This window comes from Ralstonia pickettii (assembly GCF_000607165.1).
Lineage (GTDB): Bacteria > Pseudomonadota > Gammaproteobacteria > Burkholderiales > Burkholderiaceae > Ralstonia > Ralstonia holmesii.
In genome coordinates this window covers 83,258-109,823 of the sequence record NZ_JFZG01000008.1, presented here as the reverse complement: position 1 = coordinate 109,823, position 26,566 = coordinate 83,258, and the positions used below count along the sequence as shown (strand labels likewise).

General features: G+C 64.0%; 17 protein-coding genes. 13 read left to right on the top strand and 4 right to left on the bottom strand.

Features of this window, described 5'->3' with window-relative positions; genetic code table 11:
- Positions 1 to 4 precede the first annotated feature (4 nt).
- Together BG83_RS0111955 and BG83_RS0111950 are read left to right on the top strand one after the other, a co-directional pair.
- Positions 5 to 823 (top strand): SDR family oxidoreductase, encoded by an 819-nt coding sequence (locus tag BG83_RS0111955; protein WP_024976942.1) that lies wholly within the window; start codon positions 5 to 7, stop codon positions 821 to 823.
- 19 nt (positions 824 to 842) lie between these two features.
- Positions 843 to 1,241 (top strand): dihydroneopterin aldolase, encoded by a 399-nt coding sequence (locus BG83_RS0111950; RefSeq protein WP_024976941.1) that lies wholly within the window; start codon positions 843 to 845, stop codon positions 1,239 to 1,241.
- A gap of 281 nt (positions 1,242 to 1,522) precedes the next feature.
- Here the strand turns inward: BG83_RS0111950 and BG83_RS0111945 are convergent, their stop codons facing one another.
- Both BG83_RS0111945 and rocD read right to left on the bottom strand, forming a co-directional pair.
- The gene (locus BG83_RS0111945; protein WP_024976940.1) at positions 1,523 to 2,452 is read right to left on the bottom strand and encodes an arginase; all 930 of its coding nucleotides are present in this window, start codon (positions 2,450 to 2,452) and stop codon (positions 1,523 to 1,525) included.
- A gap of 24 nt (positions 2,453 to 2,476) precedes the next feature.
- Complete coding sequence (gene rocD / locus BG83_RS0111940) at positions 2,477 to 3,703, bottom strand: ornithine--oxo-acid transaminase (RefSeq protein WP_024976939.1); 1,227 nt, start codon at positions 3,701 to 3,703, stop codon at positions 2,477 to 2,479.
- 180 nt (positions 3,704 to 3,883) lie between these two features.
- Here rocD and BG83_RS0111935 point away from each other — a divergent pair, with 180 nt between their 5' ends.
- The 6 genes from BG83_RS0111935 (at position 3,884) to BG83_RS0111910 (ending at position 10,551) form a co-directional block, all read left to right on the top strand.
- Positions 3,884 to 4,807 (top strand): LysR family transcriptional regulator, encoded by a 924-nt coding sequence (locus tag BG83_RS0111935; protein WP_024976938.1) that lies wholly within the window; start codon positions 3,884 to 3,886, stop codon positions 4,805 to 4,807.
- 86 nt (positions 4,808 to 4,893) lie between these two features.
- Positions 4,894 to 5,640 carry a TetR/AcrR family transcriptional regulator gene (locus tag BG83_RS0111930; protein WP_024976937.1) on the top strand — a complete coding sequence of 249 codons (747 nt, stop codon included), beginning with the start codon at positions 4,894 to 4,896 and terminating at the stop codon, positions 5,638 to 5,640.
- 57 nt (positions 5,641 to 5,697) lie between these two features.
- A complete protein-coding gene (locus tag BG83_RS0111925; protein WP_024976936.1) occupies positions 5,698 to 6,672 on the top strand; it encodes an HlyD family secretion protein in 975 nt (324 codons plus the stop codon).
- Positions 6,669 to 7,640 carry an ABC transporter ATP-binding protein gene (locus BG83_RS0111920; RefSeq protein WP_024976935.1) on the top strand — a complete coding sequence of 324 codons (972 nt, stop codon included), beginning with the start codon at positions 6,669 to 6,671 and terminating at the stop codon, positions 7,638 to 7,640. The genes BG83_RS0111925 and BG83_RS0111920 overlap by 4 nt, the downstream gene beginning before the upstream one ends.
- Positions 7,637 to 8,800 (top strand): ABC transporter permease, encoded by a 1,164-nt coding sequence (locus BG83_RS0111915; RefSeq protein ID WP_024976934.1) that lies wholly within the window; start codon positions 7,637 to 7,639, stop codon positions 8,798 to 8,800. The genes BG83_RS0111920 and BG83_RS0111915 overlap by 4 nt, the downstream gene beginning before the upstream one ends.
- Before the next feature lie 8 nt (positions 8,801 to 8,808).
- Entirely contained in the window at positions 8,809 to 10,551 is a 1,743-nt protein-coding gene (locus BG83_RS0111910) for an efflux transporter outer membrane subunit (RefSeq protein WP_024976933.1), read from the top strand.
- A 281-nt stretch (positions 10,552 to 10,832) separates the two neighbouring features.
- Here BG83_RS0111910 and panE read toward each other — a convergent pair whose 3' ends face one another.
- A complete protein-coding gene (panE, locus tag BG83_RS0111905) occupies positions 10,833 to 11,789 on the bottom strand; it encodes a 2-dehydropantoate 2-reductase (protein ID WP_024976932.1) in 957 nt (318 codons plus the stop codon).
- A 166-nt stretch (positions 11,790 to 11,955) separates the two neighbouring features.
- Between panE and ttcA the strand changes: the two genes are divergently transcribed.
- From ttcA to glmS, 3 genes are all read left to right on the top strand, one after another.
- Positions 11,956 to 12,903: a tRNA 2-thiocytidine(32) synthetase TtcA gene (gene ttcA / locus BG83_RS0111900; protein WP_024976931.1), complete on the top strand. Its 948-nt coding sequence runs from the start codon at positions 11,956 to 11,958 to the stop codon at positions 12,901 to 12,903.
- Positions 12,904 to 13,242: 339 nt separating this feature from the next.
- Positions 13,243 to 14,610, top strand: a complete 1,368-nt coding sequence (gene glmU / locus BG83_RS0111895; protein WP_024976930.1) for a bifunctional UDP-N-acetylglucosamine diphosphorylase/glucosamine-1-phosphate N-acetyltransferase GlmU — start codon at positions 13,243 to 13,245, stop codon at positions 14,608 to 14,610.
- Between the two features lie 116 nt (positions 14,611 to 14,726).
- Positions 14,727 to 16,565 carry a glutamine--fructose-6-phosphate transaminase (isomerizing) gene (gene glmS / locus BG83_RS0111890; RefSeq protein WP_024976929.1) on the top strand — a complete coding sequence of 613 codons (1,839 nt, stop codon included), beginning with the start codon at positions 14,727 to 14,729 and terminating at the stop codon, positions 16,563 to 16,565.
- 624 nt (positions 16,566 to 17,189) lie between these two features.
- Here glmS and BG83_RS27765 read toward each other — a convergent pair.
- Positions 17,190 to 17,393, bottom strand: a complete 204-nt coding sequence (locus BG83_RS27765) for a hypothetical protein (RefSeq protein ID WP_024976928.1) — start codon at positions 17,391 to 17,393, stop codon at positions 17,190 to 17,192.
- A 289-nt stretch (positions 17,394 to 17,682) separates the two neighbouring features.
- Here BG83_RS27765 and BG83_RS0111880 point away from each other — a divergent pair, with 289 nt between their 5' ends.
- Both BG83_RS0111880 and BG83_RS28705 read left to right on the top strand, forming a co-directional pair.
- Complete coding sequence (locus tag BG83_RS0111880) at positions 17,683 to 25,893, top strand: hemagglutinin (protein WP_024976927.1); 8,211 nt, start codon at positions 17,683 to 17,685, stop codon at positions 25,891 to 25,893.
- Positions 25,890 to 26,534, top strand: coding sequence for a hypothetical protein (locus BG83_RS28705; protein ID WP_037031829.1), 645 nt, complete (start codon positions 25,890 to 25,892; stop codon positions 26,532 to 26,534). Before BG83_RS0111880 ends, BG83_RS28705 begins: the two co-directional genes overlap by 4 nt.
- Positions 26,535 to 26,566: the final 32 nt, after the last annotated feature.

Sequence of the window (26,566 nt, the reverse complement as noted above, 5' to 3'; positions counted from 1 at the left end):
AACAATGGCGCAGACGCCCATCCAGTCAACTGCGGAATCGACCGCAGAATCCGCTACACCGCGGCGCATCGCCCTCGTCACAGGCGCAGGCCGCCGCGTGGGCCGCGTCATTGCCCTGGCCCTGGCCCGTCACGGCTGGGACGTGGCGGTGCATTGCCACCGCTCGCGCACCGAGGCCGACGCCGTGGCCGCCGAGATCATCGCCATGGGCCGTCGCGCCGCCGTGCTGCAGGCCGACCTCTCGGACGAAGCTGCCGCCAGCCGCCTGATCGCCGACTGCATCGCTGCACTGGGTACGCCCACCTGCCTGGTCAACAACGCATCGCTGTTCCAGTACGACGTTGCCACCAGCTTCAGCTACGCGTCGCTCGATACGCACATGCGCACCAACGTGGCGGCGCCGCTGCTGCTCTCGCGCGAGCTGCACCGCGCGCTGACTGCGGATGGCGCCGAAGGCCGCGGCGTGGTCATCAATCTGCTCGACCAGAAGCTCGATAACCTGAACCCGGATTTCCTCTCTTACACGTTGTCGAAGGCGGCGCTGTCGACCGCCACGATGCAGCTTGCGCAGGCCCTGGCGCCTGCGCTGCGCGTGGTGGGTGTGGCGCCGGGCATCACGATGGTGTCGGGCGACCAGTCGCAAGGCAGTTTTGCGCGCGCGCACCAGATGACGCCGCTGGGCCAGTCGTCCACGCCGGAAGACATCGCCGATGCCGTGTGCTACCTGGCTACCGCGCGCGCCGTCACCGGCACCACGCTGTTCGTCGACGGAGGCCAGCACCTGATGCCGCTGGCCCGCGACGTGATGTTCCTCACTGAATAATTCTTCCCCCGGACGCCCCATGCTTTCCCTGCTATCCCACCCGCGCCTGTCGCACTGCCGCCGCATGTTCCTGCGCAACTACGAAGTGCAGATCAACATCGGCGTGCACGAATTCGAGAAGAAGGGCGAGCAGCGCGTCCTGATCAACATCGAGCTGTACGTGCCGCTGGAGCATTCGTCGCCCACGGAAGACAAGCTGCACGAAGTGGTGGATTACGACTTCATGCGCGACACCGTGGCGCGGCGCATGGCGCAGGGCCATATCCATCTGCAGGAGACGCTGTGCGATGATGTGCTGACGGCCATGCTCAAGCACCCGCATGTGCTGGCCGCGCGGGTGTCGACGGAGAAGCCGGATGTGTATCCGGATTGTGAGTCGGTGGGGGTGGAGGTGTTTCGGATTAAAGAGTCGGGCTGACGGCTCTGTTTTTGATGCGGTGGTTTATCCCCTGTTTCATCCCCTGCCGGGGCTGACTCACTTTCTTTGTCTTGCCAAAGAAAGTAAGCAAAGAAAGGCGCGCCCGAGATGGCGACCCATTCCTTGAATTTCGGTCGCGGGGAGGGAAGGGAGGCAAACTCGCTGCGCTCAGACAGGCCTCCCTTCTTTTTCCTCCCCGCAACAGAAATTCAAGGCGCCATCTAGGGCAGGAAGGGAAAACCGTTGGTGTGCCGGTGTTGGCGGCTGTGTTTTTGATCTGCCTAGGCCGCAGTCGCATACTCCCGGCGTTGGGCGTGCAACGCGCCCGCTACGCTGGCCAGCAGGTCCAAGGCCAGATGCGCTGTAATCCCGCCCTTGTCGTGGCGCGGGTTGTATTCCACCAGTTCGAATGCGGCAAAACGTGCATCGCGGGCGCATGCGGCGAGTGCTTGCGCCATGCCCTGCGCGGTGAGCCCGTCTGTTTCGGGCGTGCCGACGCCGGGCGCGACTGCGGGGTCGAAGGCATCCAGATCCAGCGTTACGCCGAAGGCCGCTGTGCCCGTTTTGACTTGGCGGATTGCGTCGGCCATGACGGCGCGCAGGCCGTTGCGTGCCACTTCGGCTGCGTCGATGACGCGCACACCTAGCAGGTCGAGCAACGCGCGTTCGGCGGGCTCATAACTGCGCGCGCCGATCACCACGACGTGTTCTGGCGACAGCTTTGGCGCGGTATCGCGAACCTGCGTGAGGGCCGCGGCGCCGTGGCCGAGCAGCGTCGCCAGCGGCATCCCGTGGATGGCGCCGGAATCGCTCGTCTGGGGTGTGTGGCTGTCAAGGTGGGCATCGATCCAGATCAGGCCCAGCGGGCCCTTCTGCCGCAAGGCGTTTGCTACACCCGACCACGTGCCGATCGCGCACGAGTGATCCCCGCCGACGACGACCGGCACATGCCCCTGGTGCATGCTGTGTGCCGTCGCATCGGCGAGCGCGCGCGAGAAACCAGCCACGCCCGGCAGTGCCGCCAGGCGTGCTGAGCGGCTGTGCCCCGCCGACATCGCCAATTCGATGTCGTGCACGAGCGCGGCTTGCGTGTCCGGCGTCTGCAGTCGCGCCAGCGCGCCGGCCTCCAGCAGCGCACGCGGGCCGTCCTTGCAGCCGTCGTCTTGCGCGCCGCAGCCGATGGCCGCGCCGATCAGATCAATGATGGTCATGTCACTCCCCTAGCGAGTTCTTCCTCAAGCCGCCTTGCGGCGCGGCCAGCCGGCCAGCGTCTGGCGGATGGCGTCCAACGCCAGCGCCAGCTCGGCCTCTCCGATGACCAGCGGCGGTGTCAGGCGGACCACGTTGCCGTAGGTGTCCTTGGTCAGCACGCCGCGCTCGGCCACCGCGAAGGCGAAGTCGTGCGCGTCAATGTCGGCATCGAGTTGCAGGCCGATCATCAAGCCGCGCCCGCGCACCTGCCGCACGCCGTGGCCGACGAGCGTCTTCAGTTCGTTGATGAACGCTGCGCCCACGCGCGCGGCACGCTGTGGCAGTTGTTCTTCGATCAGCAAGGCGAGTGCCGCGCGTCCGATGTGCGCTGCGAGCGGGTTGCCGCCAAACGTGGAGCCGTGGTCTCCCGGCTGGAACACGCCGATGACCGCCTCGCGCCCCGCGATGGCTGACACCGGCACCATGCCGCCGCCGAGCGCCTTGCCCAGCACCACCAGATCGGCGTCAACACCTTCATGCCAGCTCGCCAGCACATCGCCGGTGCGGCCCAGGCCCGTCTGCACCTCGTCGCAGACGAGCAGCACGTTGTGCTGGGTGGCGAGTTCGCGCGCGAGTTTGAGGTAGCCCACAGGAGGTTCGACGATGCCGCCTTCGCCTTGCACCGGCTCCATCAAGATTGCGCCCGTGTTGGGTCCGATGGCCGCACGCAGCGCATCGGCGTCGCCAAACGGAATGCGCCGGAAGCCGGCCGCGAACGGGCCGAATCCGTAGCGATATTGATCGTGCGAGGAGAACCCGACGATCGTCGTCGTGCGGCCGTGGAAGTTGTTTTCGAAGACGATGATCTCGGCCGCCTCGGGCGCCAGGCCCTTCACGTCGCGCGCCCACTTGCGCGCAGCCTTGATGGCGGTTTCGACGGCTTCGGCGCCGGTGTTCATCGGCAGCGCGCGGTCCATGCGCGTGATGCGGCAGACGTCGGCCAGGAAGGGGCCCAGCTCGGTATTGTGGAATGCGCGCGACGTGAGCGTCAGCCGGCCGGCCTGCTCCGTCAGCGCTGCAACGAGTTTCGGATGCGAATGCCCGAAGCTGACGGCCGAATACGCCGACATCATGTCCAGGTAGCGCCGACCGTCCGTATCGAAGAGCCACACGCCTTCGCCGCGGTCCAGCATGACCGGCAAGGGCGCGTAGTTGCGTGCGCCGTAACGCTCTTCCAATGCATAGCTCGGATGTTGCATTGCGGTTGTCATGATGGCCTCCTGCCTGGATCGGTCGTTCACTTGCGGCGGATTGTGCGATCTGACAGACTTGAAATCAAATCGAATGTTTTTCGTTTTTCGATCCAAAAATTTGATCAATTGAGGCGCCGCTCACAACGCTCTCCTGACCAGGCGCACCGCGCCAGGGGCGCGTTGTGAGCGGCGACGGCCATGTCGCACTCGCCGCTGCGCTATCTGCATAGCTTCCTGACCGTCGCCAACGAAGGCAGCTTCGTGCGCGCGGCAGACCGCCTGGCGGTGTCGCAGCCGGCGCTGTCGTACCAGATGCGGCAGTTGGAGCAGTGGCTCGGCGTGCCCTTGTTCGAGCGCTCGGGGCGCAAGCTCGTGCTCACGCGTGCCGGCACGTCGGTGCGGGCGTGGTGCCGCGATGCGTTTGCCGGCCTGGACGAACTGCGCGCCGCATTGCACAGCGGCGAGATGGAGCGCGTGTCGCTCAAGCTGGCGAGCGGCTCCAGCTTCGGGCGCTATGTGCTGATGCCGGCGCTGCTGAAGCCATCGCCCGAATCCGACGCGCCGCTTCTCAACGACGTGCGCCTCGAACTCGCCTTCGGCAGCGACGAAGAAGTCTTCGGCCATGTCGAGTCCGGCCGCGCCGATCTCGGCTTCGTCTACACGCCGCGCACGTCACGCCTGTTTGAACACCACGCTGTCTACACCGAAGAATTCGTGCTCGCCTGCAGCGCCCGCGCATTGCGTGAGCAGAGTGCGCCACGCACGCTGGCTGATTGCGCGGCGCTGCCCTTCGTCACCTATGATGAATCCGATGCGGTCTACGGACTGTGGTTCAAGGCGCTGTTCCGGCGCATGCCGGAGACGACCGTCAGCGCCCATCACGTGTCCGACCTGGAAGAGGTCAGCACGTTGGTGGAGGCCGGCATGGGCTGGTCGGTGCTGCCATTGCATGCCATTCAGGATGCCGTGGAGCGCGAGCGCCTGCGGGTCGTGCGCCCCATCGTGGCGCGGCGCTGCCTGAACACCGTGTTCGCCGTGCGCCGCACATCGAGCTTTCCGAGCGAAGCGCAAGACCGCTTGCTTGTGCGGCTTGCGCAGCTTGATGCGGCGGCGCGCGTGTAGGCGCGCGGTCGCCATCCTTCGGGCCGATCCGCAAGGCGCGAAATGCCGCCTTGAAATTAATTAATTCGACAATTAATATCTGCGGAATGGCAACCCGCAAACCTTCCTCTCGCGGCCCAGGCCGCCCCCGTCGTCAGGATGGCGCAACGCAGGACGACCTCCGTGACCGCCTGCTCGACATCGCCGTCACCTTGTTTGCGCGAGACGGCGTCGGCCCGACCACGCTTGCCGCCATCGCTCGCGAAGCCGGGGTGACGGCACCGATGGTGCATTACCACTTCAAGACGCGCGATCAATTGCTCGATGCCGTGGTGGAGGGGCGCATCCGCCCGCTGGTCGACCAGGTGACGGGCCCGGCGCTGGCGATCATCGCCGATGACGCGCATCTTCCGGACCTTGCGCAGACCGTGGCCGGCGTGGCGCAGCGCATGGTGGCGGTGGCCACGGCCACGCCGTGGTTTCCGACGCTGTGGATTCGCGAGATCGCCAGCGAAGGCGGCCAGTTGCGCGAGCGCGTGTTTGCGCGCATCGCGCTGGAGCGCGCCACGTTGCTGGTCGACCGCATTGCCCGTGCACAAGCGGCGGGCGCGGTGAACGCGGCACTGCAGCCGCCGCTGGTGATGGTGTCGGTGATCGGCCTGGCGATGCTGCCGCTGGCGACGCGCGCGCTGTGGGGGCGTCTGCCACTGGCGGATCAGGTGAGCGACGAGGACATCGGCCGGCACGTGGCCGCGCTGCTGCTGCACGGCATTGGCCCCGTCGCGGCGCCTGAGGACGGCGCCGGCAAGAAAGCGAAGCCGAAGCCCAAGCTAAAGAGCAAGGGGCGCAAGTAGGCAAACACGGCAGGCAATCGAATCAATCGCGTCAATTCGAATCCCGCGGAGGGCGGTATGCGGCAAGCGTTGTGCATTGGCAGGGCAGGGTGGTTTGCGGTGGCCTTTGCCGCGGCAATGGCCCTGGCGGGTTGCGCCAAACAAGACGACCACATCTACCAGGGCTATGTGGAGGGCGAGTTCGTCTACGTGGCATCGCCCGTGGGTGGGCGGCTCGAACATCTTGGCGTGCAGCGTGGGCAGAGCGTCAACGCTGGTGCGCCGCTCTTCGCGCTGGAATCAGTGGACGAGACGGCGGCCCGCCAGCAGGCAGCCGCGCAACTGCAAGGCGCCGAAGCCCAACTCGCCGACCTGAATGTCGGCAAGCGTGTGCCGGAGGTGGATGCGGTGCGCGCGCAACTGGCACAAGCCGTGGCGGCGGACAAGCTCTCATCGACGCAACTGGTGCGAGACGAGGCGCAGTTCCGCGCCGGTGGCATCGCGCAATCGCAGCTCGATGCTAGCCGCTCCACCGCACAGTCCAACGCACAGCGCGTGCGTGAACTGACCAACCAGTTGCGCATTGCCCAGTTGCCGGCGCGCAATGACCAGATTCGCGCGCAATCGGCACAGGTGGAAGCGGCGCGTGCGGCGGTGGCGCAAGCGCAATGGCGGCTCGATCAGAAGGCGCAGAAGGCTACGCAGGGCGGCCTCGTATTCGACACGCTGTATCGCGAAGGCGAGTGGGTTGGCGCGGGCAGCCCCGTGGTGCGCATGCTGCCGCCGGCGAACGTGAAGGTGCGCTTCTTCGTGCCGCAAGGCGTGGTGGGCGCGCTCAAGCCCGGTCAAGCTGCGCGCCTGCACTGCGATGGCTGCGCGGCCGATATCAACGCCACGGTCACGTACATCGCAACGGAAGCCGAATACACACCGCCCGTCATCTACAGCAACACGACGCGCGACAAGCTGGTCTTCATGGTGGAAGCACGGCCCGCCGTGGCCGATGGTCCAAAGCTGCGTCCGGGCCAGCCCGTGGAGGTGATGCTGCCATGAGCGCTGCCAGCCACGACGGTCAACCGCACACACGCAACGGCGGCTACGCCATCGACGTGCATGGCCTGAACAAGCACTTTGGCGACAAGCATGTTGTGAAAGACCTCTCCATGCAGGTCGCGCGTGGTGAGATCTTCGGCTTCCTGGGCCCCAACGGCAGCGGCAAGACCACGTCGATCCGCATGATGTGCGGGCTGCTGACGCCCGACAGCGGCAGTGGTTCGTGCCTGGGTTACGACATCCTCAAGCAGTCGGCGCAGATCAAGCGGCGCGTCGGCTATATGACGCAGCGGTTTTCGTACTGGGACGATCTGTCCATTCGCGAGAACCTGGATTTCGTTGCACGCCTGTACGAGATGCCCAATCGACGCGAGGTGGTTGACCACGCGCTGGAACATCTCGGGCTGGCGTCGCGTGCCAAGCAACTGGCGGGCTCGCTGTCGGGCGGCTGGAAGCAACGTTTGGCGCTGGCCGCGTGCATGCTCCACAAGCCCGAACTGCTGCTGCTCGATGAACCCACCGCCGGCGTCGACCCGAAAGCGCGCCGCGATTTTTGGGAAGAGCTACACCGCTTGGCGGCGGAGGGCATCTCGGTACTCGTCAGCACGCACTACATGGACGAGGCCGAGCGTTGCCACAAGCTCGCCTACATCGCGTATGGCGAGCTGCTCGCACAAGGCACCGCCGATGAGGTGATTGCCGGCCAGCACCTGTCGACGTGGTCGATCTCGGGAGGCAATCTGGTTGAGCTGGGCCGCAAGCTGGAAGGGCAGCCCGGCGTGGATCAGACCGTCGCGTTTGGCTCGGTGCTGCACGTGACTGGCGCGGATGCGCACGCGCTGGAGGGCACGTTGCGCAAGCTCGCAGGTGAGTCCGGCATGCGCGCCGAGCCGATCAACACCGGCCTCGAAGACGTGTTCATCCACATGATGAAGCGCTCCTCAGACAATTACGGAGCGCAGCCATGAGGCCAGACGGCAATCAATTTTCGCTGGTGCGCTGGTGGAGCGTGGTGCTCAAGGAATTTCTGCAACTGCGCCGCGACCGCGTGACGTTCGCCATGATGATCGGCATTCCGATCATGCAACTGTTCCTCTTCGGCTTTGCCATCAACGCCGACCCGAAGCATCTGCTGACTGGCGTCATTGCCGCAGACCAGAGCGAGTTCACGCGCAGCTTCCTGGCCAGCATGCGCAACTCCGACTACTTCGACTTGGCGACCACGCTGACAGACGAAACCGCCGGGCGCGAAGCGTTGGCCAAAGGCCAGCTTCAGTTTGTCGTATCAATCCCGCCGGACTTCACGCGCAAGCTCGTGCGCGGCGAGAAGCCCTCGCTGCTCGTGGAGGCCGATGCCACTGACCCCGCCGCGACCGGCCTGGCCGTGGCCTCGCTCTCGCAACTGGTGCAGGGCGTCGTCAGCAAGGATATGAAGGGCGCGTTGTCACAACTGGCCGGAGGCGCGGGCGCAAACGGTGCGGCGCCGCCATTCGATGTGCGCATCCACAAGCTCTACAACCCGGAAGGCATCACGCAGTACAACATCATCCCCGGCCTGATGGGCACCATCCTGACGATGACCATGGTGATGATGACGGGCCTGGCCATGACGCGCGAGCGCGAGCGCGGCACGATGGAAAACCTGCTCGCCACGCCGGTGCATCCGCTGGAGGTGATGACGGGCAAGATCGTTCCGTACATCTTCATCGGGCTGGTGCAGGTGACCATCATCCTGCTGATGGCGGTCTTCGTTTTCCACGTTCCGTTTGTCGGCAGCGTGTGGATGGTCTACGTGTCGGCGCTGCTGTTTATCGTGGCGAGCCTGACGGTGGGGATCACGCTGTCGTCGCTCGCGCAAAACCAACTGCAGGCGACGCAGCTGACTTTCTTCTACTTCCTGCCCAACATCCTGCTGTCGGGTTTCATGTTTCCGTTCGTGGGCATGCCCAAGTGGGCGCAGGCAATCGGCAACCTGCTGCCGATGACGTACTTCAACCGGCTCACGCGCGGCATCCTGCTCAAAGGCAATGGCTGGTTTGAGCTGTGGCCGAGCATTTGGCCGCTGATGGTGTTTACGGTGGTGGTGCTGGGGGTTGCGTTGCGGTTTTATCGCAAGACGCTGGATTGAGGTGGGGTATGCGGACGCTGCGGATTTCGTGTTGTCAGGAAGATGGTGGTGCATCCCTTGTTTCGTCCCCTGCCGGGGCCGACTTACTTTCTTTGTCTTGCCAAAGAAAGGTAAGCAAAGAAAGGCGCGCCCGAGATGGCGACTTCTCCTTGCATTTATGTCGCAGAGAGGGGAAGGGAAAAACTCGCTGCGCTCAAACAGTTTCCCTTCCTTTTTCCTCTCTGCAACAGAAATTCAAGGCGCCATCTAGGGCAGGGTGCGGCCACACCGTCTGGGCGCCGGGGTTGGCGGCGCGGCGAGCGTTGGCGAGTGGTGGGCGGGCGATTGGTGTGCTTTTGATCGCCGCGTTGTATCTGAGCGGCTGTGCCGTCGGTCCCGATTTCAAGACGCCAGGCGGGCCTGCGGCCGTCGGCTACTCGGCGCAGCCCGTGTTGCGGGAAACCGCATCCGCGCCTGTTGTGGGCGGCGAAGCGCAGCATCTTGTCGATGCCAACGTGCCGGCCGATTGGTGGCACCTGTTCCGATCGCCCGCGCTTGATGCGCTGGTGGACGAGGCGTTGCGCGCAAGCCCGTCCGTCATGCAGGCGGAAGCGCGCTTGCGCCAGGCACAGGCCGAAGCCGAGGCGCAGTTCGGCTATGTGATGCCGTCGGTGGATGGCACCGTGTCGGCGGTGCGTCAGCAGATCAACCCCGAGGCGTTCGGGTTCAATACGCCCAAGCCGGGGCCGTTCACGTTGTATTCGGCGTCGCTGTCGGTGTCGTATGCGCTGGATATTTTTGGCGGCGTGCGACGCGCGCTGGAGGCATCGCGCGCGCAGCTCGATACGCAGCGTTATGAAATGGAGGCGGCGCGCCTGTCGCTGGCCGGCAATGTGGTGACGGCGGCGGTGCGGATTGCGGCGCTGGATGCGCAGATTGCGGCCACGCAGCGATTGGCGGCCGAGCAGCGCAGGCAGTTGGAGATCACGGAGCGCCGCCTCAGCCTTGGTGGCGTCGCGCAGGTCGATGCGTTCTCGCAGCGCACGCTCGTCGCGCAGACCGATGCCACGCTGCCACCGCTCATGCAGCAGGCTGCGCAGCAGCGGCATCGTCTATCGGTACTGCTGGGCCGTGAACCCGGTGCTGGGTTGCCGGACCTGCCGTCGCTCGATGCGCTGCATCTGCCCGACCCGCTGCCGGTGTCGCTGCCATCGACGCTCGCGCAGCGGCGCCCCGACATCCGCGCCGCCGAAGCGATGTGGCACGAAGCCAGCGCCAACGTGGGCGTGGCCACGGCCAACCTGTTCCCGCGCATCACTTTGTCTGCAGGACTGGGTTCGGAAACCACCAGCTTCCGCAATCTGCTGGGCGCCGGATCAAGCATCTGGAACCTCGGCGCCGGTCTCACGCAGCCGATCTTTCACGGCGGCACCCTGCGCGCCAAAAAGCGCGAAGCCGAAGCCGCCTACGATGCAGCGGGCGCCGCCTACAAGCAAGCCGTATTGCAAGGCTTGCAGGAAGTGGCCGACGCCCTGCACGCCGTGCACAACGACGCCCAAACGCTGCAGGCCAGAGCCCTGGCAACCGACCAGGCGCAACAGACCCTGCACGCCGCCGAAGCCCGCCACGCTGCCGGTGGCATCAGCACGCTAACGCTGCTGGACGCCCAACGCCAGGTCGATCAGGCCACGCTGCAGCAGGTACAGAGCCAAGCGGATCGGTTGCTGGATTCGGCCGCGCTAATGCAGGCATTGGGCGGCGGCTGGCAGTAGGAAAACGACAAAGCAGCCCAAGTCGGCAACACTAGCGGCCAGATGGTTTGGCCGTACCCTGCCCTAGATGGCGCCTTGAATTTCTGTTGCAGGGAGGAAAAGAGGGGAGGCTGTTTGAGCGCAGCGAGTTTGCCTCTCCTCCTCCCTCACTGCGACATAAATTCAAGGAGTCTGTCGCCATCTCGGGCGCGCCTTTCTTTGCTTACTTTCTTTGGCAAGACAAAGAAAGTGAGTCAGCCCCGCAAGGGGATGAAACAGGGGCCAACAGAAAGCACAAACAATCAGCCCACCGCCGGCCGCAGCAACCGCTGCTGATAAGCCTGCAAATGCGCAAACGCCACCCGAAGCAACGAAACATCTGTCCCCAATGCCCGCCCACGGCGCAGCATGTCCCCCACGATGTGATCGGCCTCAACGCGCGCACCACTCTCCAGGTCCCGCAGCATCGATGCCGTCAGCGGCGACCCAGCCTGCGTCAGCACATTGAGCCCGCGTTCGCGCGCAGCCTGCCGATTCGGATACCCCGAAGCCGCCGCCACACGCTCGCACGCTGTGAACATCGCCTCGTTCAACGCAGCGCCCTCGTCCGTGGCAACAATCTCGCCCACCGTCGCCCGCATCAGGCAAGTCATTGCCGCCAGCGAAGTGAGAAAGGTGAACTTTTCCCACATGTCCTGCATGACGTTTTCAGCCAGCACCGAATCAAAGTTGGCCGTGGCAAACACGTCGCGAATCGCCTCGGTGCGCTCGCGCGGCGCATGCGGCGTGCGCTCGCCAAAGGTAATGGAGTGCACGGCCGGGCCCTGGCCGTTGCTCAGGTGCAGCACCGCCCCGTCCGGCGCGCTCGTTGCACTGATGTGGCACAGCCCACCGAGCACGCGCGATTCACCGAACGCGGCATCAAGCCGTTCCAGATGCGCCAGCCCGTTCAGCACCGGCAACACCACCGTGCGCTCGCCCACCACGGGGCGGATTGCGGTGATGGCGTCTTCCAGGTCGTAGGCCTTGCAGCTCAGCAGCACCAGATCGGCACGGCCCCAAGTCGCGGCCTGGTCCGCGGTGATGGTCTGCACGGGCAATTGCGCATCGCCGTGCGGGCTGCGGATCACGAGACCGTGTTCGCGCAACCGCGCCGCGCGTGCTGGCCGCACCAGGAAGGTCACGTCTGCGCCCGCCTGGGCGAGCCGGCCGCCGAAATAGCCGCCGGTGCCACCGGCGCCAAGCACCAGAATCCGCATTGCTGTCGTCATGGGGTTCGTTTCCATCGAGGAGAAGATAGGCAAACGATTCTAGGCCTGTTCGCCCGACCCTGCAGACGGCGCTCCGCGCGCGCTAAAATGCTGATTTTCCTCACGATTTGACGCCCGTTCGGCCATTATTCAGCGCTGGCGGGGTCGAGATGCCATGACGTTTTCCAATAATTTCCACCGCCTAGAAACCCGTCTGCAGTCGCAGGTCGGCCGCGCCATCGGCGACTTCAAGATGATCGAAGACGGCGACACCATCCTCGTGTGCCTGTCCGGCGGCAAGGACTCGTACACGATGCTGTCGGTCCTGATGGCGCTGCAGAAGCGCGCCCCGGTCGATTTCAAGCTGATCGCGATGAACCTCGATCAGAAGCAGCCGGGCTTTCCGGAAGAGGTCCTGCCCAACTACTTGAAGAAGCTGGGCGTGGAGTATGTGATCGTCGAGGCGGACACGTATTCGATCGTCAAGGAGAAGGTGCCCGAGGGCAAGACCACGTGCTCACTGTGCTCGCGTCTGCGCCGCGGCGTGATCTACCGCACCGCCAAGGAACTGGGTGCCAACAAGATCGCGCTGGGCCACCACCGCGACGACATCGTCAACACGTTCTTCCTGAACATGTTCTTCGGCGGCAAGATGAAGGCGATGCCGCCCAAGCTGGCCACCGACAACGGCGAGCACATCGTCATCCGCCCGCTGGCCTACTGCGCAGAGAAGGAGATCGCCTCCTACGCCCGCGCGATGGAATTCCCGATCATCCCGTGCAACCTCTGCGGCTCGCAGGAAAACCTGCAACGCAAGAAGGTCAAGGAGATGCTGCTGGAGTGGGAGCGCCAGACGCCGGGCCGCATCGACAACATCTTCGCTTCACTGCAAAACGTGGTGCCGTCGCACCTGGCCGATACCGATCTGTTCGACTTCAACGGCCTGACCACGGGCCTGGCGAAGATCGGTGAAGACGCGCTGTTTGGCCAGACTGCTTACGACCAGGCCCCGCTGGTGTTTGCCGGCTCGCATGACGATCGCATCGAGTTCGTGCGGTTTGAGCGCAAGCCAGGGGACAAGCCCGCCGACCAAGCCGTGCCCGGCGAGACAGCCGCAAGCTGAGCGCGGCCCCCGTCACACAGGTGGCGCACGCATGCCCACATGCGCCCCGGCGCGCCATGCCGAGCGTCCACCGTCCGCCTGACCGGCGGGCGGGCTAACCGTCTCGGTAATGGCGCGGTTGCAACAATTCCACCGTTTGACCGGTTCAGGGGGAGGGTGGGCCCCATGCTAGAATTTTTGCATCTGTGTCTTATACGCCGCAAAAGCGCCCCGCAGAAGGGTTTGCAGGCGGTCCGGCCATCCTGAGGGGAGGTGGCGGGCGGTGGGTTTCAGGCAGCCATTCCAGGCGCCGGCAACCCGTCGCAGGCTATCGCTTCGAGTCACTCTAGGAACCTCCTTGTGAATATCGTCATCTTGGCTGCAGGCATGGGCAAACGCATGCGCTCCGCCCTGCCGAAAGTGCTGCACCCCCTGGCCGGCAAACCGCTGCTGGCGCACGTCATTGAAACCGCCCGCACCATGTCGCCGACGCGGCTGGTGGTGGTGGTCGGCCACGGCGGCGATCGGGTGCGCGAGATGGTCGGCGCGTCCGACATCGCCTTCGCCACGCAAGACAAGCAACTGGGCACGGGCCACGCCGTCATGCAGGCCGTGGAGCAGCTCGACGAAAGCGTGCCCACCCTGGTGCTCTACGGTGACGTGCCGCTCACCCGCGCCGAAACGCTGAGCGCGCTGGTCGGCGCCGCCGGCAACGACCATCTGGGCGTGCTGACCGTGCATCTGGGCGACCCGACCGGCTATGGCCGCATCGTGCGCGACGCCGCCGGCCGCATCACGCGCATCGTCGAGCAGAAAGACGCCAACGAAACGCAGCTCGCCATCCATGAGGTGAACACCGGCATCCTGGTGTGCCCGACCGCCAAGCTCAAGAACTGGCTGGCGACGCTGTCGAATGACAACGCGCAGGGCGAGTATTACCTGACCGACGTGATCGAGCGTGCCGCCAGCGAAGGCGTGCCCATTACCTCCGCGCATCCGCTGGCCGAGTGGGAAACGCTGGGCGTGAACAGCAAGGTGCAACTGGCGGAGCTGGAGCGCATTCACCAGCGCAATCTCGCGCAGCAACTGCTGGAAGACGGCGTGACGCTGATCGACCCGGCCCGCATCGACGTGCGCGGCAAGCTCACGTGCGGCCGCGACGTGGTGATCGACGTCAACTGCATCTTCGAGGGCAACGTCACGCTGGCGGATGGCGTGCGCATCGGCGCCAATGCGGTGATCCGCGATGCGGCCATCGAGGCCGGCGCCGAGATCCTGCCGTTCTGCCACATCGAGCGCGCCAAGGTTGGCGCCGACTCGCGCATCGGCCCGTACGCGCGCCTGCGCCCGGGCACCGAGCTGGCCGAAGACGTGCACATCGGCAACTTTGTCGAGGTAAAGAACAGCCAGGTCGCGGCGCACAGCAAGGCCAACCACCTCGCCTACGTGGGCGACGCCACGGTGGGCTCGCGCGTCAACATCGGCGCTGGCACCATCACGTGCAATTACGATGGCGCAAACAAATTCCGCACCATCATCGAAGACGACGCCTTCATCGGTTCCGATACGCAGCTCGTGGCGCCGGTGCGCGTGGGCAAGGGCGCGACGCTGGGTGCTGGCACCACGCTGACCAAGGACGCGCCCGAGGGCAAGCTGACGGTCTCGCGGGCGCGCCAGGTCACCATCGACAGCTGGCAGCGCCCGGTCAAGCAGAAGAAGGAAGGCTGACAGGGTTTCTCCTGCGCCGAACAGCGGATGCCGCTTCGGCGCGCGAGCATCGATACTGAATTACCGAGTGCGGCGCACATTCAACGTGCTGCCACACCCCAACTGGAGAAATCAACATGTGCGGTATCGTTGGCGCGGTTTCCACGCGCAATATCGTTCCCGTCCTGATCGAAGGCCTGCGCCGCCTGGAATACCGCGGCTACGACTCCTGCGGCGTTGCCGTTCAGCGTGATGGCCAGCTAGAGCGCGCGCGCACCGTGTCGCGCGTGGCTGATCTGGATGCCCAGGCACAGACGAGCCACCTGGACGGCGCCATCGGCATCGCGCACACGCGCTGGGCCACGCATGGCCGGCCGGACACGGTCAACGCCCACCCGCACTTTTCGGGCGACACCATCGCTCTGGTGCACAACGGCATCATCGAAAACTACGAGTCGCTGCGCGAAGAACTCAAGGCCGTCGGCTACGGCTTTGAATCGCAGACGGATACCGAAGTCGTTGCGCACCTGATCCACCAGGCTTACACGTACCCGAGCAGCGCCACGCGCGGCGACCTGTTCGCCTCGGTGCGTGCGTCGGTCAAGCGCTTGCATGGCGCCTATGCGATTGCCGTGTTTGCCCGTGACAACCCCGACGTGGTGGTGGGCGCGCGCGCCGGCTCGCCGCTGGTGGTGGCAATCGGCGAGAACGAATCGTTCCTGGCGTCGGACGCGCTGGCCGTGGCCGGCACCGCCAGCCGCATGGCCTACCTGGAAGAAGGCGACGTGGTGGAACTCACCCGCGACGGCTTCACCGTGGCCGATGCAAACGACAAGATCGTCGAGCGCGAAGTGAAGGAAGTCGGCACCTACGCTGCCGCCGTGGAACTCGGCCCCTTCCGCCACTTCATGCAGAAGGAAATCTTCGAGCAGCCGCGCGCCCTGGGCGATACGCTTGAAGGCGTGCAAGGGTTTGGCCCCGATCTGTTTGGCCCCGAGGCGGCCCAGGTGCTGCCCAAGGTCGATAGCGTGCTGATTCTGGCTTGCGGCACGAGCTACTACTCGGGCTGCACGGCCAAGTACTGGCTCGAATCGATCGCCAAGATCCCGACGCAGGTGGAAGTCGCCAGCGAATACCGCTACCGCGAGACGGTGCCCAACCCGAACGCGCTGGTCGTCGTGATTTCACAATCGGGCGAAACCGCCGACACGCTGGCCGCGCTGCGCCACGCACGCGAACTCGGCCACACGCACACGCTGGCGATCTGCAACGTCGCGACCAGCGCCATGGTGCGCGAGACGCAGCTCAAGTTCCTCACGCGCGCGGGCACCGAGATCGGCGTGGCGTCCACCAAGGCATTCACCACGCAGCTGGCAGCGCTGTACATGCTGGCACTGACGTTTGCCAAGCTGCGCGGCCATCTGAATGCGGAGCAGGAAGAAGACGCGCTGCGTCATCTGCGCCATCTGCCGTCGGCGCTGAATGCCGTGCTGGCGCTGGAGCCGCAGATCATCGCGTGGTCGGAAGAGTTTGCCCGCCGTGAAAACGCGCTGTTCCTCGGTCGCGGTCTGCATTACCCGATCGCCCTGGAAGGCGCGCTCAAGCTCAAGGAAATCTCGTACATCCACGCCGAGGCCTACCCCGCCGGCGAACTCAAGCACGGACCGCTGGCGCTGGTGACCGAGCAGATGCCGGTCGTGACCGTCGCCCCGAACGACGCGCTGCTTGAAAAGCTCAAGTCGAACATCCAGGAAGTGCGCGCGCGCGGCGGCAAGCTGTACGTGTTTGCCGACGCCGATACGCAGATCCAGTCGAGCGACGGCATCCAGGTGATCCGCATGCCGGAGCATTACGGCCAGCTCTCGCCGATCCTGCACGTGGTGCCACTGCAATTGCTCGCGTATCACACGGCACTGGCGCGCGGCACGGACGTCGACAAGCCGCGTAACCTGGCGAAATCGGTGACTGTCGAATAAGTTTTGGCCGGCGCAGAAACAGACTTAGCGATTTGAAATAGTTGTTGCGTCGCGTTTCCGAAGTTGTTGCGCCGCCGTCCTGGAATCCCTTATAAACATTGGATTTGTGGGCGGCGCAACAACTAATTGAAACTCTAGGTTGGCGAGGGACACGTCCGGGTTTGCGTCTGCTGTTCTTCTCTGCCAAGCCCGTCTTGTGCGCTCACGCGCGCCCCGGCGCTTCCCAACCTCAGCCTCCAACTTCACTCGCGCGTCGAGATACGTATATCCCCCTCCGTAGCGTCGAAACCGTGCCGTCTTGCACGAACGGCGGCCGACACTTTGGGGTAGCTCGTGCGGATGACAATTGAATGTTGTTCAGGCCTGCTCTCAGCGGCTCTGAGGTGGCGTGCGTCTCGAACCCCCACTAGGTCTTCTAAGCGCATAGTTTTTCATGCCGCCCGGGTACTGCGCCGCTTAGGCTTGCTCAACGCTGTGTTGCTACCGACCGCTTGAGACTCAGCCAACTGCTCTCGAGGGTCAGAGAAATCTATCCCTATACCGGCCCCGCGAACGCGCTCGAACGCGGCGAGCCCAATCTCTGCTGGGATACCGTGGCCGCCCAATACGCACGCCACGGTTTCCTCATGTAGCGTTTGGCCAAGCCGATAGCCGGTAGCCGGTAGTGTCGCAAGCAGATTTGTGGATCTCGGTCTGCACCTTCCAGTAGGCTGGCGTGAACAGCGCTTCATGCCTCCCCCAGGGCACCCCGGGTAGGACTTCGCTGTCGATAGGCGGCAGCGTTATGCGTTCGTAGCGCTCGTCAATGAATAGTTCGGCGATTTGCATGTGATGCCTTCCATTGTTGCTGACGTGCAGGTATGGCGCGGAAGATGTTGCTCCGCGGCTGGCATTGGCCAGGATGCCGCTCTCGCTAGCGTGCGTTAGTGAGGCGCTACGATGCAAGGGACCAAGATCTGACTTAAGAAACTTTCAGATCGGTTCCCATCCGATGGGGGATGCGCACCACATTGTGTTCCTCTACCATCCCGCCCCAAGTCCAAGAAGGGGCGCCTGACATCTTCCATTGATGGCCATGCAGCGACCCCGCTAAACAACAGGTTTGGGGAGTTCTGCAATGCGCGAGCCGGTATCGGCCAATGCGCGGCCCGCGCTTGCGCAGCCGCGTGCCGCTGTACAACAACAAGAACAAGGCATTCCGGGCGGTGACGATACCCTTGTCAGTCGTACTGACCGCGCCAGGCGCTCGGTTCTCGCCCGCACCATTGCAGGTGCTGTTGCCGTCCTCAGCTGGCTGGGCCCCGTACAAATTTCGTGGCAGGCCGCTCAACAGAGCGCGGCGATCATTGCGACACATGGCAACGATGCCAGCGAGTCACTTCGCAACCTGATCGCGTCGTGGCAAACCACGGGCCGCATTCTCGTTCGTTGGGGTATCCAGCAGGCCGAAGCCGCGCCAATTACCGACCCCACCGCCCCCATCCGTTTCACGCCCGCCATTACCCAGACGACGACGGGTGTCCCGACCATTAACATCACGACGCCGAACCAGGCAGGCCTGTCGTACAACCTGCTGCAGTCGCTGACGGTCGACAATGGCGTCGGCTTGGTGATGAACAACAGCCTCGCCGGCGGCGGTACATTCCTGGGCGGCAACGTCGCGGGCAACCCGAATCTCGCTTCCTCCGGCCCAGCGTCAACCATCCTGACGCAGGTCACGGGCACCGCACCGATCCGTATCAACGGCACGGTCGAAGTCTTCGGCGCGCCGGCAAGCGTCATTTTTGCGGCACCCGCGGGCGTGTATCTCCAGGGCGCGGGCTTTACGAACACGCCCGCAGTGAGCCTTGTCACCGGCACGCCGCAGTTCCTGAACGGCAGTGGTGCCCCGGTCGGCTTCGACAAGGCAACGGCGATCGGCTACACGGTCAACAGCGGCCGCATCCAGATCGACCCCGCGGCGGGTAGCCCCAATGGTGCGGGCATCGAGGGCACAGTGGGGGCGATCAATCTGATCGGCCAGACGATCGGCGTTAACGCGCCGCTGTACGCCGGCAATCAGATCAACCTCATCGCCGGTAACCAGCAAGTGACGCCCGTGGCCACGGGCACCGGCCGCGCCGGCTCCGATTGGCAGGTCAGCAGCACCGGCCAGAACAACGCCGCTATCAGCGCGACCGCACAGAACGGCCTGGCCATCGACGCCACGGCGTTCGGCGCCATGACCGCAGGGCAGATCAAGCTCATCAGCACGGCGCAGGGGTTGGGCGTGCGGGCGGCGGGCGATTTGGCTGCCAACACGTCCAACGTCAATATCGACGCGAACGGCAACGTCACGGTCGGTAATGTCTACGGGCAGCAAAACGTCGGCATTGTCTCGACCGGCGCGGTCTCCACGACGGGCACGGCGAAGGCGCAGCAAGACGTATCCGTTTCTGCAAGCGGTGATGTCAATGTTGGCGGTGCCACGCAGGCGGGCAACAATCTGGCCCTGAACGCGGGTGGCAATCTCACAGGTTCCGGCAATCTCTCGGCAACAAAGGCACTTGCCGCGACGGCGGCCAACAGCGTCAATCTGACCGGCAATCTCAACGCCACCTCCATCACCACCACGGCCCAAGGTCTGGACGGCACAGGCGACGTCACGCTGGGCGGCACCGTCTCCGCGCCGGGCGCTATTGCGCTGACAGCGGCGCGCGACGCGAGCGTCGCGGGGCAACTGACCGGTGGCAGTACCACGACGATCAACGCAGGTCGAAATCTGGCGGTAGCTGGCGCCATTGGCAGCGTTGGCGACCTCACACTAGCGGCCGCCAACGGCACGCTGTCCACGACAGGCTCGGTCACAAGCCAGGGCAACCTGAACGCCAGCGCGGGACAAGACGTGAGCCTCGGTGGCACCACGGCCGTGAATGGCAACGCGACCATCCACGCTGCGGCCGGCAACATCACAACGGTCGGTACGCTTGATGCGGCGAAGGACATCGCGCTCACCGCTGGGCAGAACGCGACGCTCGGCGGCGCCACCCAGGCCCGCGGTAACCTGAACGTCACCACTGGCAACACCGTCAGCGGTGCCGGCAATCTCACCGCGAGCCAAGCGATTGGCATTCAGGCGGGCGGCAGCATCGGCGTCAACGGCGACGTCAAAGCGAGCCTGATCGCGATGCAGGCGGCGGGTCATGACGGCATCGGCGACATCACGCTGGGTGGCAACGTCAGCGCACCGGGCGCGATTGCACTCTCGGCCGCGCGTGATACCACCATCAACGGCAGCGCGGTCTCTGACAGCGACCTGAACCTCGCGACGCAACGCAATCTCACTGTTGGCGGCACGGTCGGCAGCACTACGGGCAACGTCAGTCTGACAGGGCGCACCGGCGCTGTGACCACCAGCGGTGCTGTCCTGACCCCCGGCAACCTGAACGTCACCTCCGGCACCGACACGCACCTGGGCGGTCTTGTCAGCGCAGCGGGCACCGCCACCGTCAACGCGGGCAGCAACCTGACCACGTCGGGCCAGATCGGCAGCAACGGCACGCTCACGTTGAGCGCAGGGCAGAACCTGACGGTGGGCGGCCAAGTCGGCAGCGGCGTCGATGCCAACTTGCAGGCGGGCAACGCGGTTGCCGTGAGCGGCGCGGTATCCAGTACGGGCAACACCAGCGTGACGGCAGGCCAATCCGTCACGCTGGCAGGCGACGTCGCCGCTGGTGGCAATGCGTCACTCTCTGCCAGCCAGACGACTACGGGCACGGGTAACTTGAGCGCCGCCCAGACGGCCACCGTCACCGCAGGCAGCATTGACCTTGGTGGCCAAGTCAAGGGCAACCAGGTCAACTTGACCGCCAATGGCACCGGCACTTTGGGCGACGTGCACCTGGGCGGCGCTGTCAGCGCACCGGGGACCGTCTCAGTCTCCGCCACGCGTGATGCGACCTTGGATGGCGGAGCGGCGGCCGGCACTGACCTGCAGGCCACGGCCGGACGCAACCTGACCGTCAACGGCACAGCCGCCAGTGTCGGGGGAAATGTCAGCCTGAACGCGCAGACCGGGCAACTGACCAGCACCGGTTCTGTCCTCGCCTACAACGGTAACGTCAACGCCGGCGCGGCCCAGGACTTGAACATCGGTGGCGCCGTCTACGCTGGGAAGAACGCGACGCTTGCGTCGCAGGCCGGCAGCACCACCGTTTCGGGCAACCTGGCGAGCCAGGGCAAGACCAGCATCAGCAGCGGGCAAAACACAACCCTGACCGGTCAGCTGCAAACAGGTTCCGACCTGCAAGCCGGTGCCACTAAGGCGCTCACTGTTGGCCAACTGAACTATGTCGGCGGCAATGCGACACTGCGTGGTGCAAATATCACGGTCGGCTCGCAAGCGAACCAGGCCAATGTCGTGCAAGGCACGCTGGATGCGGTTGCCACCAACGGTTTGACGCTCACCGGTAGCAGCAATGCAGCCAACCTGACGCTGGGTGGTGCGGCCGTCAACAACCAAGGCTCGACGCTTGCCACCCAGCAGGCCACCGTCACCACCGGTACGCTCAACAACACTGGCACGCTCGCGGCGAACCAATTGACCGTCAACGCGACCGATGTGGTGAACCGCGGAACCGTCGGCGGCCAGACCGTCAACCTGACCGCGGCCAATAGCGTCGATAACGCGAATGGCCTCGTGGTTGGCACGCAGACACTCAACGTCACTACCAACACGCTCAAGAGTAACCAGGGCGGTACGTTCTTCGCGGGAGACCTGAGCGGGCAATCCCCAACCACGGGAAACATGACCTTCACGGTCAACGGCGGCGCGGGCAGCTTCAACAACGCTGGCGGCCAAGTACTGGCGGGCAACAACCTGACGGTCAACACCCCGAATCAGGGGTTCGATCCGTCGGCGGCCGCCACCGGCACGCTCAATGCCAACAACCTCCTGACGGTGTCGGTCCAGTCGATCAACAACACGCAGACGTGGAACGTGCAGGGTTCCAACGTGGCGATCAATGCCGCGCAGGGCATCACCAATAGCGGCACGATTCAGAAGGCGGGCGACCTGTCGTTGTCCACTGCCGGCACGTTGGCCAATAGCGGTCAGATCGTGGGCGGCGCCAATGTGTCGCTGTCGGCCGGCAATCTCGCCAATTCCGGGACGATTCACGCTGATGGCAATCTGGCGCTCGCCGGCAATATCCAGAACAGTGGGACGACTGAGGCGCTGGGCAATATCACCGTCACCGGTTCCAACTACGACAACCGGGGCGGCAAGACCCAAGCCAATGGCGACCTCAAGTTTGACCTGAGCGGCACGCTGAACAACGTCGCCAGCACGATCGGCGCCAACGGCAATATTCATATCGCCGCGCAGAACGTTATCAACGATCGTAGTGGCCCGGTGGATGCCGGCAGCAGTTTCGGCAAGGTGCTCAACGACTCACTGCTGAACTCGACGATCATTGGCAGCTACGCACCGTGGGTGAGCACCGGCAGCTGCGACACCTGCTCCAGCCCGTATGCGCCCGGCCCGACCACGAACCTGACAATTGGCGATCTGGCACGCACGCCGGACGGCGCATCCGTGCAGTTGGCGACGGGTTACATCGGCGTCTATTCGGGGGGCGGCGACAATGGCGCCTCGCTCGGCTATGTCGACATGTGGCATCTGCTGCCGGCGGGGGCTCAATCGGGCACGCAGTCTGTAGCGCTGCCGACTGTAGACCGCACCATCATCCGCCAAGCCGACGGCACCGCCGGTCAGATCGTCGCCGGCGAGGCGATGGACATCACTGCCGCCAGCCTTTCAAACAAGGGCGGCTTGATTCAGGCGGCGGGCAATGTCACGCTCAACGTAGGCACGCTGGACAACAGTCGTTCTGCAACGCTGACCAGCAGCGTGACGGATGTCGTGAATGCGGGCGAGTACGCGGCGTTCATCGCGCAGCTCCAGCACATGGGGCAGAGCGGCTCCAATGGCGTTGTTGATCCGTTCCAGCCGCGCCAACTGCAGTACGGCCAGCCGCAGGGTTATCCGTCGAGCTGCGATAGCTGCACCACGCCGGCACCGACGGCGTCCCAGGTGACCTTGAACCAGGATGCCTCCGGCAACACGACATCGGCGCCGAGCCAATCCTCGGTGACGCAGACGCTGGGCAAGGCGGGACAGATTCTGAGTGGCGGCAATCTCTCGCTCACCGGAAACGGTGACCTGGTGAACGCGGGGGACATTGCAGCCGCCGCCAAGGTCACGATCACGACGCCCGGCACGTTCACCAACCAAGGCGCCTATATCAGCCAGGTCACCACTACGCCGGGCTGCCTGCCGGGAGCCGCTACCTGTAAGGAAGGTGGCGCTCATGTGGATACCCTCGCCTGGCAACAGACCCCCAATACCGTAGCAGCTGGTGACACGCTGACCGTCAACGCCGCGAACATCCAGAACAACAATGGCACGTTGGCCGCTGTCGGCAATGTAACGTTGACGGCCACCAATGGGCTGACGAACACGTCCGGCGCGATCCAGTCGACGGCGGGTGATGTCACCATCAGTGCACCGACGGTGGTCAACACGACCATGGCACCCGTGACGCTGCACAAGAGCTACGGGAACATGAACCCGAGCTACGCGGGTGGCTGTAACGCCGGGGGCACCTACAAGGAAAGCCAGTGTGCATCGGATGAGATGACACAGGCGGGCCCCGCGGGCGTCATCTCGGCCGCACGCGACGTCAAGCTGTCGGGTACTACGCTGACCAACAACGGGGCGCTGATTACCGGGGGCCGCAATGTCACGGTCAGCATGGCCGGTGGCATTGACAACACCAGCATCGCGCTCAACGCCAACTGGCATGGGTTGTGGGTCGAAGAGACGGGGCTGTTCAGTTCGGATATCCGCCACAACACCAGTGGCGTTGCGGTGCTCGGCAACTTGGCTTCCGGGATTCAAGCCGGCAATGCACTGTCGGTGACCTCCGGTGGACAAGTGCTGAATACCGGCAACTTGCTGGGCAGCACCGTCGACGTGAGCGGAGCCGCGCTAACCAACGGCATTACGAATCCGAATCAACCGACACCGCCGACCGTGGCAGGCAGGCAGGTGATCTCGTTGGCGCCGCCTCCGGGTCCGACTGGAGCGCTGCAGGCAGCAAGCACTGCGGGTAGTGGCCCGACGGCTCAATCGGGAGGCGCGGCTCCGACCACGTCCGGTGCGTCCGGTGGTGCGCCGCAAGCGAATGTGGCTCCCGTGCAAGCGCCGGTCTGGAGTTTCCAGCCGGCAATCGTAACGACGCCTGCGGCACCCGGCAGCTCGCAGGTGACCTGGCACTTCAACGCGCCGGCGGCTGGCAATACGACCAGTGCGCCGACTCCCAGCGTCAACGGCGCGACCTATCTGAACCAGAACCCGGCGACCTCGGTGTTGGCGGGCGTGACGCCGAATTCCCTCTTGGCGCAGTTGCCAGCCAATCTGCAGCCGGGCAGCACACCGTTCTACTTCGATCCGTTTACCGAAGACCAGAAGCTGTTGCAGGCCGCTCAGCAGCAAACCGGCCAGAGCAGCTTCATCAGCGGCCTGACGTACGACAACCAGAATCAGCTGTCCGTCACGGATCAGGAAAAGCTGATCCTGTACAAGGACGCAGCTGATTACGCAAAGGCACACAACATCCAGCTCGGCCAGGCGCTGACGCAACAGCAGATCGCCGAGTTGGATAAGCCGATGTTGTGGTACGTCACACAGCAGGTGCCAGACCCGAACTGCAATACGGTCGCCAGCACCGCTTGCCCGATGGTGAGCGCACTGGTGCCGCAGCTTTACTTGCCGGCAGGCTACGCGGATGCCATCACCCAGCCGGCGGGTGGCGTGATCGCGGGGCAGAACGTCAACCTGAACGTCGATGGCACGCTGCGCAATAGCGGCCAAGTCACCGCCAGTGACACGCTCAACGTCAAGGCCGGCACGATCGATAACGCGCCGAATGTGGTGGACATCGGTACGTCGGCCTACAAGGTGGATGGCGGATGGCTGCAGGTGACCGGCACGCAGGTGCAGCCGGGCGGGTTCATGAGCGCGGTGAACCTGAACGTACAGGCCAATGCCATCAATGCGGTCAACGATGCATTCGTTGTGCGCAACGCGGATGGGTCGGTCGATCAGACCCGGACTGATGCGCTGATTTCGCAACTGCAGGCGAATCTGGGCGGGAACTACACAGCCGGAACGGTCAAGGACGACATCCACCAGGACTTCATTAAGGAGCAGAGTGCTCTGCCGACCTTTGTGGTGATGGTGATCGCACTGGTGGCCGCAGTAGTGACAGCGGGCGCCGCTGCTGCTGCAATCGCCGCGGCGCAGGTTGCCGCAGCAGAAGCGGGTATGGCTACGTTGATCGCCACAGGTTCGGTCGAAGCCGCTACTGCCGCGGGCGGGATCATGGCCAGTTCCGTGTTTGCGGCCGGAGGCATGGCGAATCTTGCGATTGCCGGGGCGCTTGGCGGAATGGCGGCGAGCGCAGTCTCTCAGATCGGTCTGAATGGTCGCCTTGATCTTGGGCAGACGTTGATTGCTGGCGCTGCCGGGGCTATCACCGGTGGTGTCACGGGGTACTTTGGGGCGAACTACGGTATCGATCGTCTGCTCGCATCGACTGCAGCAGGTTGCGGTACTGCGGCTATGTCGGGTGGTGACTGTAAGTCGGGAGCCATCTCCGGTTTTGCTACTGCGGCGATTGCATGGGCGGGCGATGCGATGCGGCAGAATCAGGTCGAGTCGTCGCGCCAGTTCAAAGGCATAGCCGACGAGAATGCTCCAGAGAAAGGCTTGGTTACTAATGTGAGCGGACCTAGTCAGGGTATTAATGGTGATGGCGTGAAGCTGGCGGGCACTCGGGTCAGTTTCGATGATCTCCGAACAGTCGGGAATGTAGTGCCGGGTCCGGACGGCACCATGTTGTTTGAGGGAACGCAGATCAATCCGCTCACGGGAAAGGTCTATACGCTTGACGGAGCGTTGACTCACTTTGGCGGGGCCACGGGTGGGGCTCAAGGATTGGCGGGAACGTTGGGAAGTTACTCCTATTCGTCAGGGACCGTTGTTGACAAGTTGCTTGAGTCTTTTGCTGGGCCTCATGATTTTATGGGTAGTATTTTTGCTTACGATAAGATCGGAAATTTGAAGGAGGGGATGAGCGCTCTTCAAAGGAATCTTTTCGAAATTCAAACGGATATCGATATTCCATTGTCTGCGCCATTTGCTGGGACGACATTCCTAAATCAGTACGGATTGGATTGGTCGACATTTAGGCGTCAATTTAACCAGTCTCAGGAAAAAAGATGAGACCCATTTCAATTGTTTCATCAATCGCAATAGTCGTGGCATGTTCCGGCTGCCTGCATGCTCCGCCCAACTATCCCGGCAGTGGAGCCGGGAATCCCGATCCCGTCAAATACGCCGGTGAATCGTGCGTGGACCTATCAGGTAGGTACGAAGGTACTGGCGAGATAATTGATGGAGACCCCGGTTCACTACAACGAGATCGGATTTCGCGACTCGACAGAGCTTTTCCCTTTTCAGATAACCAACAGTTGGCCGATGTGCGTGCCGCCGCTGACCGTGGCGACGGGTTCAAGGCGTATCCGGTCCAGGGAGTGGTTGAGAAGAATTCTGACCGAACGTTCCGCGTGACTTTCATCTATCCGAACAGTCGGAAAGCGGTCTTTTCCCCTTCATTTGAAGATACTAGGAAATATGTTTGTACGGGTAGTAAGGGAAAGATCGTGTGGGGTGGTGGGGGGCAGCAAAGCAGATCGGAGCTTGGTCCCAATCAGACTGATTTTATGGCGGCGCTTTACCTCGACGAAGAGGGAAATTTGATTGCCGAAGATCGCATGCAAGTGCATATGAGATTGAGATTGTTCGATATACCCACTGGGACGGCGCAGCATTACACGGTCTATCGATTCAAGAGATTGCCGTGAATAACCAAGATCGAAACGATGCTTAAGGAACA